The sequence below is a fragment of the Streptomyces sp. NPDC056486 genome (assembly GCF_042795295.1).
In the GTDB taxonomy this organism is placed as follows: Bacteria; Actinomycetota; Actinomycetes; order Streptomycetales; family Streptomycetaceae; genus Streptomyces.
This window is the reverse complement of sequence record NZ_JBHTSF010000206.1, coordinates 1-13,873: the sequence shown is the minus strand read 5'-3', so window position 1 is coordinate 13,873 and position 13,873 is coordinate 1. Positions and strand designations below refer to the sequence as shown.

Annotated in this window: 9 protein-coding genes; 4 read left to right on the top strand and 5 right to left on the bottom strand. The window is 70.7% G+C overall.

The window, feature by feature from the left end; genetic code table 11:
- Nucleotides 1-120: 120 nt before the first annotated feature.
- Nucleotides 121-1,368, bottom strand: coding sequence for a flavin-dependent oxidoreductase (locus tag ACFQ7F_RS41465; protein WP_383283183.1), 1,248 nt, complete (start codon nucleotides 1,366-1,368; stop codon nucleotides 121-123).
- A gap of 236 nt (nucleotides 1,369-1,604) precedes the next feature.
- Here ACFQ7F_RS41465 and pepN point away from each other — a divergent pair, with 236 nt between their 5' ends.
- The 3 genes from pepN (at nucleotide 1,605) to ACFQ7F_RS41450 (ending at nucleotide 6,080) form a co-directional block, all read left to right on the top strand.
- Entirely contained in the window at nucleotides 1,605-4,172 is a 2,568-nt protein-coding gene (gene pepN, locus ACFQ7F_RS41460; RefSeq protein WP_383283179.1) for an aminopeptidase N, read from the top strand.
- 148 nt (nucleotides 4,173-4,320) lie between these two features.
- Nucleotides 4,321-5,271, top strand: a complete 951-nt coding sequence (locus ACFQ7F_RS41455; protein WP_383283176.1) for an ATP-binding cassette domain-containing protein — start codon at nucleotides 4,321-4,323, stop codon at nucleotides 5,269-5,271.
- 113 nt (nucleotides 5,272-5,384) lie between these two features.
- Nucleotides 5,385-6,080 carry an ABC transporter permease gene (locus ACFQ7F_RS41450; RefSeq protein WP_383283173.1) on the top strand — a complete coding sequence of 232 codons (696 nt, stop codon included), beginning with the start codon at nucleotides 5,385-5,387 and terminating at the stop codon, nucleotides 6,078-6,080.
- Nucleotides 6,081-6,115: 35 nt separating this feature from the next.
- Here ACFQ7F_RS41450 and ACFQ7F_RS41445 read toward each other — a convergent pair whose 3' ends face one another.
- From ACFQ7F_RS41445 to ACFQ7F_RS41430, 4 genes are all read right to left on the bottom strand, one after another.
- Complete coding sequence (locus tag ACFQ7F_RS41445) at nucleotides 6,116-9,286, bottom strand: BTAD domain-containing putative transcriptional regulator (RefSeq protein WP_383283170.1); 3,171 nt, start codon at nucleotides 9,284-9,286, stop codon at nucleotides 6,116-6,118.
- 164 nt (nucleotides 9,287-9,450) lie between these two features.
- Entirely contained in the window at nucleotides 9,451-10,356 is a 906-nt protein-coding gene (locus ACFQ7F_RS41440) for a LysR family transcriptional regulator (protein ID WP_383283167.1), read from the bottom strand.
- Nucleotides 10,357-10,407: 51 nt separating this feature from the next.
- A complete protein-coding gene (locus tag ACFQ7F_RS41435) occupies nucleotides 10,408-11,391 on the bottom strand; it encodes a DMT family transporter (protein ID WP_383283164.1) in 984 nt (327 codons plus the stop codon).
- A 210-nt stretch (nucleotides 11,392-11,601) separates the two neighbouring features.
- Entirely contained in the window at nucleotides 11,602-13,086 is a 1,485-nt protein-coding gene (locus ACFQ7F_RS41430) for an FAD-dependent monooxygenase (protein WP_383283161.1), read from the bottom strand.
- Nucleotides 13,087-13,185: 99 nt separating this feature from the next.
- Here ACFQ7F_RS41430 and ACFQ7F_RS41425 point away from each other — a divergent pair, with 99 nt between their 5' ends.
- Nucleotides 13,186-13,821 (top strand): TetR family transcriptional regulator, encoded by a 636-nt coding sequence (locus ACFQ7F_RS41425; protein ID WP_383283158.1) that lies wholly within the window; start codon nucleotides 13,186-13,188, stop codon nucleotides 13,819-13,821.
- Nucleotides 13,822-13,873 lie beyond the last annotated feature (52 nt).

Here is a 13,873-nt window from a genome sequence, read left to right as displayed (position 1 = left end):
GAAGATTTCAGCCTGTCCGGCGCTTGAGGACGAACTCGGCGGAGCCGGTGATCAACGGTGCGCACGAGCCGGCGAAGCCGGGGGGAATCGGGTAGGGGCGGGGTTGGGGAAAAGAAACCCCTACCAAAACCCCCGCATCCTCCGATACCCCTCCCCCAACCCCGCCAACTCCTCCCCCGTCAAAACGTCCTCCACCCGCACAAACCCCTCCGGGGCCCGCTCGGCGACGACCCGCAGCACCTCGTCCACCGGCATCGCCCGATTCGCAAGGGCCACCGCATTGGCCGGCCCCCACCGCTCCGCCTCATAGGCCCGCAGCCCGGCCACCCGGTCCACCCCGGCAAGGGCCACGCACCGCGCAAGGACCCGCGCGTCGAACACCGCCTGCGAGCCCCCGCTCGACCCCACGGGGTACATCGGATGGGCCGCGTCGCCGAGCAGGGTCACGGGGCCGCGGCCCCACCAGGGCAGCGGGTCCCTGTCCACCATCGGGTACTCCAGGATCCGCCCCGTCGACCCGGTCGCCGCGAGGAGCGCGGGCACGTCCAGGTCCCCGATCCGCCAACCGGAGAAGTGCGGAAGGACATCGGAGAGGCGTCCCGAGCGGTTCCAGTCCGCAGGGCCCTGCGCCCCGTGGTGATGTACCGGATACCGCACCTCGGCCACCCAGTTGAGCAGCGCGCGCCCCCGTACCTCCGCCTCCCGCGAGATCGGGTAGACGACGAGTTTCGTGGCCGCGTTGCTGCCCGCGACGGCCATCGTGCGGCCGCCGAGCACCGGCTCCCACTCGGTGACCCCGCGCCACATCCGGACGCCGTTCCACAGCGGCGGCCCCTCCCCGGGATGCAGGCAGGAGCGCACCGCCGAGTACAGGCCGTCGGCCCCGACCAGGGCCCGCACCGGCACCGTGAACTCCCGCCCGCGCCACACGTCCCGCAGGGTCACCCGCAGCATCCCGGACCCCTCCGGATCGGCGTGCCGTACGTATGCCGTACCGGTCTGGACAGCGTTGTCACCGAGGCGGTCGCGCACCGCGCCGAGGAGGATCAGCTGGAGCGCGCCGCGGTGCAGGGAGTACTGCGGCCAGTGGTGGCCGCGGGCGAGGCCGAGCGGCTCGCCCCAGATGTGGTTGCCGTGCCGGTCGAAGTGCAGCACCCCGGCGGTCGGTACGGCCGTGGCGGCCAGTTCGGCGCCGAGGCCGAGCTCGGTCAACTCGCCCACCGCGTGCGGGAGGAGGTTGATGCCGACCCCGACGGGCCGCAGCGTGTCCACCGCGTCCACGACCCGCACCCCGATGCCCATGGCGTGCAGGCTGAGCGCGGTGGTGAGCCCACCGATCCCGGCTCCCACGACGAGCACGTCGATCATCGGGTGCACCCCGCGCCGGATAATCGCGGTAATCGTGGCACTCGTGGTAATCGTCTGGGTCCCATGAACGCTCCCCCCGGGGCGTGAGCCGACGCGCGGATGTTAGCGGCACGGCAGCCTGCTAACAATCCCGCCCGGCGGCCCATGGCCGATGCCCCGCCACACCCGCGGATCCACGTGGAAGGATGGCCGGAAACGCCACAAGTCGCACCTGACGTTCCTGAGGAGATGACCGCGTGCCCGGCACCAATCTGACCCGCGAAGAGGCGCAGCAGCGGGCGAAGCTGCTCACCGTTGACTCGTACGAGATCGATCTCGATCTCTCCGGCGCCCAGGAGGGCGGCACCTACCGGTCGGTGACCACCGTGCGCTTCGACTCCGCGGAGGCGGGCGCCGAGACCTTCATCGATCTGGTGGCCCCCGCGGTCCACGAGGCCGTCCTGAACGGCCGTTCGCTGGACGTGGCCGCCGTCTTCCGTGACTCGCGCATCGCGCTGAAGCACCTGGAGGCGGGGCCGAACGAGCTGAGGGTGGTCGCCGACTGCGACTACACCAACACGGGCGAGGGACTGCACCGGTTCGTCGACCCGGTCGACGAACAGGCTTATCTCTACACGCAGTTCGAGGTTCCGGACGCGCGCCGCGTTTTCGCGTCCTTCGAGCAGCCCGATCTCAAGGCGACGTTCCGGTTCACCGTGAAGGCGCCGTCCGGCTGGACGGTCATCTCGAATTCGCCGACTCCCGAGCCCAGCGGTGACGTCTGGGTCTTCGAGCCCACGCCGCGCATCTCGACGTACATCACGGCGCTCATCGTCGGTCCGTATCACTCGGTCCACAGCTCGTACGAGGGTCCTGGCGGCCAGTCGGTTCCGCTCGGCATCTACTGCCGCCCCTCGCTCGCGGAGTTCCTCGACTCGGACGCGATCTTCGAGGTCACGCGGCAGGGCTTCGAGTGGTTCCAGGAGAAGTTCGACTACGCGTACCCCTTCGCCAAGTACGACCAGCTCTTCGTGCCGGAGTTCAACGCGGGCGCGATGGAGAACGCGGGCGCGGTGACCATCCGCGACCAGTACGTGTTCCGTTCGAAGGTGACGGACGCGGCGTACGAGACGCGCGCGGAGACCATCCTTCACGAGCTGGCCCACATGTGGTTCGGCGACCTGGTGACGATGGAGTGGTGGAACGACCTCTGGCTGAACGAGTCGTTCGCCACGTACACGTCCATCGCCTGCCAGGCGTACGCGGAGAACTCGCGCTGGCCGCAGTCCTGGACGACGTTCGCCAACTCCATGAAGACATGGGCGTACCGCCAGGACCAGCTGCCCTCCACGCACCCGATCATGGCGGACATCCAGGACCTCGACGACGTCCTGGTCAACTTCGACGGCATCACGTACGCGAAGGGCGCGAGCGTCCTGAAGCAGCTCGTGGCGTACGTCGGCGACGACGAGTTCTTCCGGGGCGTGCAGGCCTACTTCAAGGCGCACGCGTTCGGGAACACGCGCCTGTCCGACCTGCTCGGCGCGCTTGAGGAGACCAGCGGGCGCGACCTCAAGACCTGGTCGAAGAAGTGGCTCCAGACGGCGGGCATCAACATCCTGCGCCCTGTGGTGGACGTCGACTCGTCCGGCAAGATCACGTCGTTCGCGGTGAAGCAGGAGGCCCCGGCGCTCCCGACGGGCGCGAAGGGCGAGCCGACGCTGCGCCCGCACCGGATCGCGATCGGTCTGTACGACCTCGACGACGACAGCGGCAAGCTCCTTCGCACGGACCGCGTGGAGCTCGACGTGGACGGCGAACTGACCGCGGTGGACGATCTTGTGGGCCGCGCGCGTCCCGCGGTGATCCTCCTGAACGACGACGACCTCTCGTACGCGAAGGTCCGTCTGGACGCGGAGTCGCTCGCGTTCGTGACCGAGCACATCGGTGACTTCGAGGCGTCGCTGCCGCGTGCCCTTTCGTGGGCGTCGGCGTGGGACATGACGCGGGACGCGGAACTCCCCACGCGGGAGTACCTCTCCCTTGTCCTGTCCGGCATCGCCAAGGAGTCGGACATCGGGGTCGTCCAGTCCCTGCACCGCCAGGTGAAGATGGCCCTCGAGATGTACGCGGCCCCGGCCGGACGCGATGAGGCGCTCGGCCGCTGGACGGACGCGACGCTCTCGCACCTGCGCTCGGCGGAGCCCGGCAGCGACCACCAGCTCGCGTGGGCGCGGGCGTTCGCTTCGGCAGCGCGCACGGACGAGCAGCTGAACCTCCTGGAGGAGCTGCTTTCCGGCAAGCAGTCGATCGAGGGCCTCGCCGTGGACACCGAGCTGCGCTGGGCGTTCGTGCACCGGCTCGCGGCGACGGGCCGGCTCGACGAGGCCGGGATCGCGGCGGAGCTGGAGCGCGACAAGACGTCCGCGGGCGAGCGGCACGTGGCGGCGGCGCGTGCGGCGCGGCCCACCGCGGCGGCGAAGGCGGAGGCCTGGGCCTCGGTCGTGGAGTCCGACAAGCTCCCGAACTCGATCCAGGAAGCCGTGATCGGCGGCTTCGTCCAGACCGACCAGCGCGAACTCCTCGCCCCCTACTCCGAGAAGTTCTTCGCGGCGGTCAAGGGCGCGTGGGACTCGCGCTCGCACGAGATGGCGCAGCAGATCGCGGTGGGCCTCTACCCCTCGCTCCAGGTGTCGCAGGCGACCCTGGACGCGACGGACGCGTGGCTCGCATCAGCGGACCCGTCGGCGGCCCTGCGCCGCTTGATCACGGAATCCCGTGCGGGCATCGAGCGCGCCCTGCGGGCCCAGGCGGCGGACGCGTAACTCCCGTAGTTCCGGCGCGGCAGAGTCTCCCACCGGCCCACCCGATTGCCCCCTCCGGGCGATCGGGTGGGCCGTGTCAGTAGCCGTGTCAGGGGCCATGTCAGAGGCGTGACAGGTGCGTGACAGGGCCGGTGGCCACGGTGATGGCATGAAGAATTCGGCAATCGCAGTTGCAGGACTGCGCAAGGCATACGGCGACAAGGTCGTGCTCGCCGGCATCGACTTCGATGTCGCAGCGGGCTCGGTCTATTCCATGCTCGGCCCGAACGGGGCGGGCAAGACGACGACGGTGAATGTTCTGGCGACGTTGCTCAAGGCCGACGCCGGGACGGTGCACGTCGCCGGGCACGACGTGGCGACCGCGACCAGGCAGGTGCGTGCGTCCATCGGCGTGACGGGTCAGTTCGCCGCGGTGGACGAGCTGTTGTCGGGCCGGGAGAACCTGCGGCTGATGGCGGACCTCAAGCGCGTGCGCTCCGGCGACCGGGTCGTCGCGGGGCTCCTCGAACGGTTCGACCTGGCGGAGTCGGCGGACAAGATGACGGCAACCTATTCCGGCGGTATGCGCCGGAAGCTGGACCTGGCGATGACGCTGGTCGGCAACCCGCGGATCATCTTCCTCGACGAGCCGACGACGGGTCTCGACCCGCGCAGCAGGCGCACGATGTGGGGCATCGTCCGTGAGTTGGTGGCCGAGGGCACCACCATTTTCCTCACCACCCAGTACCTCGACGAGGCCGACCAGCTCGCCGACCGGATCGCGGTGCTCGACCAGGGCCGCCTGGTCGCCGAGGGCACCCCCGAGGAGCTCAAGCGCCAGATCCCCGGCACCCACGTCCGGCTCCGGTTCGCCGAGCTCCACGAACTCGACGTGGCGGCGCGGGCTCTGGCCGGGTCCACGCGGGACGACGAGGAGCTGACCCTGCGGGTGCCGAGCGACGGGGAGTCGAGGTCGCTGAAGGCCCTGCTCGACCGGCTCGACGAGCACTCGGTCAACGCCGCGGAGTTCTCCGTGCGGACACCGGACCTCGATGACGTCTTCCTCGCCCTGACCGAGAACCCGAGCACGAGCACGAGCACGAAGGCGGCCGCACTGTGAGTACTGTCCCGACGAGTGCTGTCCCGACGAGTACTGTCCCGACGCGGACGGGTACTTTCTCGACCTCGCTGGCCGATTCGGCGATCATGTTGCGCCGCAATCTGAAGCACACCATGCGGAACCCGACCACGGTGTTCAACGCGGTCCTGTTCCCGATCGTGATGATGCTCATGTTCGTCAAGGTGTTCGGCGGCGCCTTCAGCGTCGGTGACGACTACATCGACTACGCCACGCCGGGCCTGCTCGTGATGGCCATCAGTTACGGCCTCGGGGCCACGTCGGCGGCCGTGAACGACGACATGACGAAGGGCATCATCAACCGGTTCAAGACCATGGACGTGTCCCGCGGCGCCATGATGACCGGACACGTCGTCGTCACCACGGTGCGCTGCCTGGTGGCCTGCGCGGCCATCGTCGCGGTGGCCTTCGCGATGGGGTTCGACCCGGCCGCGAGCGCCCTCGACTGGCTCGGCGTGCTTGGTCTCGTCCTGCTGCTCAGCTTCTCGACAAGCTGGCTCACCGTCGCCCTGGGTCTTGCCGCGAAGTCGGTGGAGTCGGCGGGCTTCGCCACCGTGCCGCTGATCATGCTGCCGTTTCTGAGCAGCGCGTTCGTGCCCGCGGACACGATGGGGGCCGGCGTACGGCAGTTCGCGGAGTACCAGCCCTTCACCCCGATCATCGAGACCCTTCGCGGGCTGCTCGCGGGCAACCCGTCGAGCGGCGACGCGATCACGGCCCTGGCCTGGTGCGTCGGGCTCGCCCTCGTCGGGTACCTGTGGGCGGTCTCCTCGTTCAAGAAGCGGGCGTGACCTGCACGTTCAAGAGGCAGGCGTGACCCGCACGTTCAAGAAGCGAGCGTGATCTCGGCCAGCTGAGACCAGTTGGCCCGTGTCCCCTCCCCCGCCGCCTCGGCGTACCGCGCGTCGCCGAGGCGGCTCCGCGCGGTCTGCTCGATCCGGGCCACGTCAGGACTTGAGCGGTCCTGCAGCCCTCGTACGTCCGCGCTCGCCGCGAGAAGACGCGCGGCCTGCTCGGGCTCGTCGCGGCGCAGTGCCAGGTCCGCGACCCCGACGAGCACATGCGCGACCAGCATCGCGTGTCCCGCCTCGTTGGCCGCGTCGAAGGCCGCGACACGGTGTGCCCGGGCCTCGCCGATGTCGTCGGCGAGGTAGCCGAGCACGTCGTGCCTCATCGCGCGGATGTTCGCCCCCTCCGCTTCGTCGCCCAGCAGGGTGGCCACGAGGCCGAGTTGGTGGTGTGCCTCCTCGATGTCGCCGCCCCACCGCGCGAGGTCCATCTTCGCGAGGGCCAGCTCGGCCAGCGCGTTCGGCCAGGTGACGCGCTCCGCGCACCGCTGCGCCTCGGCGACGGCGGCGGCGCAGGCATCCTCGTCGCCGAGCAGCCAGTACAGCCGCGCCTGCAACGACCGCAACCGGATGACGTCCTCGGTGGCACCGACCTCGGTGACGACCGTGATCGCCTGCTCGTAGTACTCGCACGCGCCGGTGAACTCGCCGCGCACGGCGATCCGGTCCGCCAGCTCGCTGAGGGCGAACGAGATCCCGAACCGTTCGCCGAGCGCCCGGAACTCGGCGAGCGCCGTCTGAAGGTGCGCGTCCGCGTCCCGTCCACCGTGGCCGAGCATGATCCGCGTCTTGCCCATGTGCAGCCGGGCGAGGGCGCGTACCCAAGGGTCCTCGCTGTCGAGCAGCGGTTCGAACGCCGACAGGACCGCGTCGGGCCCGTGCAGCATGCGTTCCAGCGCGGTCACGAGTTCAAGGAGCGGGGATCCGTTTCGGCTGAGCCGACTGAACCGGTGTGCCCTGTGGATCGACTCCGCGGCCTCCTGCGCGTCGCCACGGCCGGAGCTCACGAACAGCACGACCAACAAGTACGCCATGGCCCGGACCTCGTCGGTCACCTCGCCCGGCGTCCTGGTGGCCGCGGTGATCAGCTCGACGCCCTCGGTCCTGTGCCCCGCGAGCCACCAGTACCAGCCCGTACTCGCCGCGAGGCGCATCGCCGCCTGCGCATCGCCCGCCGCGAGCGCGCCGCGCATCGCCGAACCGATGTTGTCGTGCTCGGCATCGAGCGTGGCGAGCCACTCCAGTTGCCCTGCGCGGCGAAGATGCGGCTCCGCGGTCTCGGTGAGTTCGGTGAAGTGGGCGAGATGCGCATGGCGCGCCGACTCCGACTCCCCCGCCTCCGCGAGCCGGTGCCCGGCGTACTCCTTGATCGTGCCGATCATGCGGTAGCGCGGGGCGCTTTCGGCATCGGCGACCAGGAGCGACTTCTCGGTCAGCGCGGTGAGCAGTTCGAGCACCTGACCCCGCTCGACCGCGTCGCCCACGTCGGCTGCCTTTGCTGCGTCACCCGCGCAGACCCGCTCGGCCGCTTCCGCGCTCGCCCCGCCGGAGAACACCGAGAGCCTGCGCAACACCGTCCGCTCGGCGTCGGTGAGCAGGTCCCAGCTCCAGTCGACGACCGCACGCAGCGTCTTGTGCCGGGGCAACGCGGTGCGGCTGCCGCTGGTAAGGAGGCGGAACCGGTCGTCGAGCCGGTGGGCGAGCTGATCGACGGACATCGTGCGCAGGCTGGCCGCGGCCAGTTCGATAGCCAGCGGCATCCCGTCGAGCGCCCGGCAGACGCGCATCATCGTCGACAGCGTGCGGGCGTCGACCGCGAGGTCCCTGCGCACCGCCCCGGCCCGGTCCCGAAGGAGCTGGACGGCGGGGGCGGACGCGATCTCGTCCGGGCCCGCGCCCTCCTCGGGCAGGGCGAGGGGCTCGACCGGCCACAGCGCCTCCCCGGTGATGCCGAGCGGTTCCCGGCTCGTCGCCAGGATCCGCAGCCGCCTGCACTCCCCCAGCATCCGGTGGGCGAACAACGCCGCCGATTCGATCACGTGCTCGCAGTTGTCCAGGATCAGCAGTGTGTCCCGCTCGCGGATCGCGGCGATGAGCCGGTCCGTCAGTTCGGCGTTCGGGGCCCCGCCGAGCAGGGCGTCCCGCAGGCCAAGACCGGCGAGCGTCGACTGTGCCACGTCACCGTCCGCGCCGATGGCCGCGAGCTCCACGAGCCAGACGCCGTCCGGCAGTTCGCCGAGCAGCGTGCGCGCGGTCTCCGTGGCCAGCCTGGTCTTGCCCGAGCCGCCGGGCCCGATCACGGTGGTGAGCCGGTGCTCGGCGATGAGCTCGCGGACCGCGGCGACGTCGGCCTCCTTGCCGACGAAGGTGGTCAGTTCGGCACGCAGGTTGGTCTTGCGGCTCTCCTCCCGCCGACCTGACTCGCCCCGCAGCAGCGCGACGTGCAGGGCGGCAAGCTCCGGCGAGGGGTCGACGCCCAGCGCGTCGGCCAGGGCCTCCCGCGCACGCTGGTACGCAAGGAGCGCCTCGCTGTCGCGACCGGCCGCGGCCAGGGCACGTATCAGCGCGGCGACGAGGCGTTCCCGCAGCGGATGCGCGGCCACCAGGTCGGTCAGCTCCGTGACCATCTCCGCGCCGCGCCCGAGGGTGACCTCCGCGTCGGCCCGCTCCTCCATGGCGGTCAGGCGCAAACCTTCGAGCCGGATGATCGCAGCGTCGAACGCGGCGCTGTCCTGCAGGCCGACGTCCTGCATCGCCGCACCGCGCCACAGCCCGACGGCCTCGTGCAGCAACCGCACCCGCCCATGACCGTCCTCGGTGCCGGTCCGGCCCGCGACGACGAGACGTTCGAACCGCACGGCGTCGACGACGTCGGGCCCGACCTTCAGCCGGTAGCCGTCCGTCTGCCCCTCGACCACTCCGTCCGGCAGGGCCTTCCGCAGCCGGGAGACCAAGCGCTGCAGGGAGTTCGTCGCGTCGGCGGGCGGGTGTTCTCCCCAGATCCAGTCGACGAGGGACGCCTTCGGCACGGCCTGACCCGGCTTGAGCGCGAGGGCGATCAACAGCCCGCGCAGCCGCGCGCCCGGCACGTCGGCCAGGCCACCGTCGTCGGTGCGCACCTCGAATGGGCCCAGCATCCCTATCTGCACCCGCTGATTTTGCCATGGGCGCCAGGCGGGCCGTTTCAGATGGATTCGGCTCAATAGTGCCTCGCCGACGGATAGTTGAGCGCCGGATTCGGGCGGGAGGGCCGAGGAGTCAGTTCCGGAAGCGTCTCAGGCTTCCATCCCGCTGAACTCCCTGAGCAAGCCCCTCAACGAGTCTCCGCCGCCTCCCGCAACGCCCCCAGCACCCTGCTCACCGCGGCGCCCCCCGCCGCCCCGCGACGCACCGCCGCCACCACATGCCGCCGCGGCCGATCCGCTGCCAGCTCCCGCATCACCACGTCGTCACGGCGGACCGCCGCCATCCGCGGGACCAGGGCCACCCCCATCCCCGCATCCACCATCGCGAGGATCGCCGTCCAGCCGGACGCGGAATGCGCCTGCTCGGGCGTGAACCCGGCCCCCTCGCACGCCGCGAGGGTGATCTCCGACCAGGGGCCGCTGCCCCCGAAGATCCACGGCTCCCCGGCCAGATCCGCGAGCCGGAGCCCCTCGGCCGCCGCCAGCGGATGATTCCCGGGCAGCGCCACGTCCAGCGGATCCGCGAGGAGCGACTCCCGCGTGAAGCGCGTGTCCGCGTCCGGAGACGCGGGCGCCGTCACCGCCAGGGACAGGGCCACGTCCACCTCCCCCGCCGCAAGCAACTCGTACGCCTCCGCGGCCTCCACCTCACGGACCCGCACCGAGATTCCGGGCGCCGCCGCCCGCAGCTCCCGCACCGCCGGGACCACGAGCGCGGGCACCGCTGTCGAGAAGGCGCCGACCCGCACCTCCCCCGCCTCGCCCTGCGCGTACGCGGCCAACTCCGCGTCCGCGCGCTCCAGCTGGGCGAAGACCGCTTCCGCGTGCCGCAGCACCAGGTGCGCCGCGTCCGTGAGGCGGACCCGCCGCCCGTGCGCCTCGAGCAGCGGCACCCCCAGCTGCTTCGCGAGGTTGGACAGCTGCTGCGACACCGCCGACGGCGTCATCTGCAGCGTCCGCGCCGTCGCCGTGACCGTGCCCCGCTCGCTCAACGTACGCAGGATCTGCAGTTTCTTGATGTCCCACTCGCTCATGGAGTCAACGTACCGACTGGTCAGGAGAGGTGATCCCACGGGACGCGCCCCCTACTTCGTACGCGCCGAGCCGAGCACGACCCCGCCCAGGATCAGCCCCATGCACATCACCTGCAGCCACCCCATCGCCTCGCCGAGCAGCGCGAAGGAGAGCAGGGCCACGCACACCGGCTGGAGGTAGTAGATGACCCCGGCGCGGGCGGCGCCGATGATCGAGATCGCCTTGTTCCAGGCGAAGAAGGCGATCGCGGACGAGACGACACCGACGTACAGGAGCGGGGACACCGTCCCGGGGGTGGGCTCGAAGCCGCCCTGGAGCACATAGCTGGCCACGAACACGGGAAGCAGCATCAGCGCGCCGAGCGTGAACGTCGCGAAGAGGAACGGCAGTCCGCCGATCTCGGCCGGCTTGCGCTTGAGCAGCGCGCTGTACGAGCCGAAGGCGATGGCCCCCCCGATCACCCACAGGTCGCCCACCGCGAAGTCCATGGAGAGGGATCCCCCGGAGACGAGGACCAGGACGCCCGCGCACGCGATCAGCATGCCCGTCACGCGGCGCGCGCCGAGCTTCGCGCCGCCGATGCGTTCGTACACCGCCATCAGGACCGGTGACGCGGCCATGATCATGCCCATGTTGCCCGCGGTGGTGGTGACGCCCGCCTGGTTGACCAGGGTGTTGTAGATGGTGACGCCGAGGAGGGAGGCGAGGAGCAGGAAGCGCAGGTGCCCCCGGAGCAGGGCCCGCTGCCGCCATGTCTGCCGCGCCGCGAACGGCGCCACCACCGCGATCGCGATGATCCAACGCCAGAACGCGTGCTGAATGGGCGGCACGGTGTCGGCCAGGGCGCGCGAGGTGACGAAGCTGCCCGACCAGACGACGGTGGCGAGAGCCGCGAGGGCGAGGCCGAGGCCTATGGGGCGTGCGGCTCGCCGCTGCACCTTGCTCGCCACCGTCGGGGTCGACGCACTCGACGTGGCATGGGTCGACGCACTCGACGTGGCATGGATGGAGGTCGTCCGGTCCAGGACCGTCACTGATATCCCCTGCTCTCTCTCCCGATCGGCCCGCGGCTCGTGGCCTGGGGCCCATGGCCCGGGAAAACACGAACCCCGCCGAGGTGGTCACCACCCGGCGGGGATCTCTTGGCTGATCTCTTGGTTGGCTGCGGGGCTACCGTCGCATCCCCACACCCATCAGGTCCATCGAATCTTTTCGAGACATCTTTGAAGTGAAACTGAACAGTTTCATGCCGCGCCCCATTCCCCCAGCGCCGCCCGCACCGCTTCCGCGTCCGCCTCGTCCGCAGCCCACGCCACATACCCGTCGGGGCGGACGAGGAGGGTCGTGCGCCGGTCGCTCGCCCAGTGCGTCACGACGGCTTGCCCCGCCCCGTCGCCCACCTTGTAGTCCTCGCCCTCCGGGACGATCAGTACGAACTCGCCCTCGCGCAGGGCCTCGTAGAGCCGCCCCTCCTTGAGCGCGATGTCCGGAGCGCGGTGCCCGGCCATGCGGTGGGCGCCCTTCGGGGCGGGGTAGGCGTAGCCGATGCCGGTGATCTTGCCGATCGCCTTCTCGCGGACCGGGCGCACGGCGCTGACGAAGGACGCGAACACGGCGCGCCCTGCGATCGACCACGGGCGCTTGGCCATCGCGAGCCGCACGATCCCGCCGCTGCTGCGCAGGACCGCCTTGCCGATGGGGTGCCGCTCGGACTGGTAGGTGTCGAGCAGGCCATCCGATGCGCGGCCGTTGACCGCCGCCGCCAGCTTCCAGCTGAGGTTCACGGCGTCCTGCAGGCCGGTGTTCATGCCCTGGCCGCCCGCCGGGGTGTGGACGTGCGCGGCGTCCCCGGCGAGGAAGACCCGGCCGACCCGGTACGCGGGCGCCTGGCGCTCGTCGCTGTGGAAGCGGGACATCCAGCGGGCGTCGTGCATGCCGTAGTCGCGGCCGAGCGCGAGCCGGGTGATCTCCTTGACCTCTTCGAGGTCGAGAGGCTCGCTGTCGGGGACGTTGTGGGCGCGGTTCCAGCCGATGACGCGGTAATAGCCGTCGGCGAAGGGCGCGATGAAGGCGAAGGCGTCACCGGCGGCGTTCACCGTGAGGACCGACGCGGGCTTCTCGGCGAGCTTCACGTCGGCGAGGACGAGCGAGCGGATGGCGGACTTCCCGGGGAAGGGCAGGCCGATGGCCTTGCGGACCGGGCTGTGCATTCCGTCGGCGCCGACGACGTACGCGGCCCGCAGCGTGGCCGACTCGCCGCCGGGGCCTCGGACTTCGAGGGTCACCCCGTCCGCGTCCTGGGTGAGTCCGGTGACCTCGTTGTCGTACCGGAAGTCGACACCGGCCGCGATCGCCCGCCGTTCGAGGACACGCTCCACCTCGTACTGCGGCAGGACAAGGAGGTGGTTGTAGCGCGAGGGCAGCTTCTCCAGGTCCACGTCGAGGTGGGCGAAGAGGCGCAGGCGGCCCAGCGTCTTGCCCATGGCCTCCAGTTCGTCGGCGAGGCCGCGCGCGTCGAGCTGTTCGAGGGTGCGGGCGTGCAGCACCAGGGCGCGCGAGAGGTTGCTGATCCCGTGCGGCCGCTTCTCAAGGAGGGTGACGGGGACGCCCGCCGCCGCCAGGTCCCCGGCGAGCAGCAGCCCGGTGGGGCCGGAGCCGACGACAATCACAGCGGGGTCCGAGGTGCTCGCAGCGCCCGCGGTGCCGGTCGTTTCCTGGGTTCCGTTCATGGCGGCCTCCTTGTGCCAACAACTGTTGGTCAACGCTTGTTGGCTAACGTAGGGCCGCCGTCATGGACTGTCAACACATGTTGGCCTACGCTTGTTGGCATGAACGAAAGCGCACCCGCTCCAGTGACCGATGCGGCCACGGCGACCGATACGGCCACAGCGGCCGAGGAAGCCGCGGCTCCGCCCCGTCGCTCCGACGCGACCCGCGGCGCGATCCTCGCCGCCGCCCGCGAGCGGTTCGCCGCCGACGGCTATGAACGGGCCACCATCCGCGCCATCGCCAAGGACGCGCGGATCGACCCGTCGATGGTGATGCGCTATTACGGCAACAAGGAGGGCCTGTTCGCCGCGGCCTGCTCCATCGATCTGCGCCTGCCCGAACTCACCGCGGTGCCGCACGAGGACGTCGGGCGCGCCCTGGTGACTCACTTCCTCGACGTCTGGGAGACGGACGAGGTGCTGACCGCGATGCTCCGCGTCGGCATCACGAACACGGCGGGCGCCGAGCGCATGCAGGGCATCTTCAGGGACCAGCTGCTGCCGGTCGCGCGCCGCGTCTGCCCCGATCCCGCCGACGCGCCGACACGCGCCGGACTCTGCGCCTCACAGATCCTCGGCATGGCGCTGACCCGCTATGTGCTGCGGTTCCCGCCGGCGGTCGCGCTGTCGGGCGAGGAGATGGCGGACTGGGTCGGGCCGACGATCCAGCGCTACCTCACGGCCGAGCGGCCCTGACGTACCCGTACGCACACGTAGGGGCTCTTGGTCGTCGTACGCGACGTATGCG

Coding starts and splice junctions, on each gene's coding strand:
- ACFQ7F_RS41425 (WP_383283158.1), top strand. CDS start 13,186: ATGAACGAAAGCGCACCCGCTCCAGTGACCGATGCGGCCACGGCGACC.
- ACFQ7F_RS41455 (WP_383283176.1), top strand. CDS start 4,321: ATGAAGAATTCGGCAATCGCAGTTGCAGGACTGCGCAAGGCATACGGC.
- ACFQ7F_RS41440 (WP_383283167.1), bottom strand. CDS start 10,356: ATGAGCGAGTGGGACATCAAGAAACTGCAGATCCTGCGTACGTTGAGC.
- ACFQ7F_RS41450 (WP_383283173.1), top strand. CDS start 5,385: ATGCGGAACCCGACCACGGTGTTCAACGCGGTCCTGTTCCCGATCGTG.
- ACFQ7F_RS41465 (WP_383283183.1), bottom strand. CDS start 1,368: ATGATCGACGTGCTCGTCGTGGGAGCCGGGATCGGTGGGCTCACCACC.
- ACFQ7F_RS41430 (WP_383283161.1), bottom strand. CDS start 13,086: ATGAACGGAACCCAGGAAACGACCGGCACCGCGGGCGCTGCGAGCACC.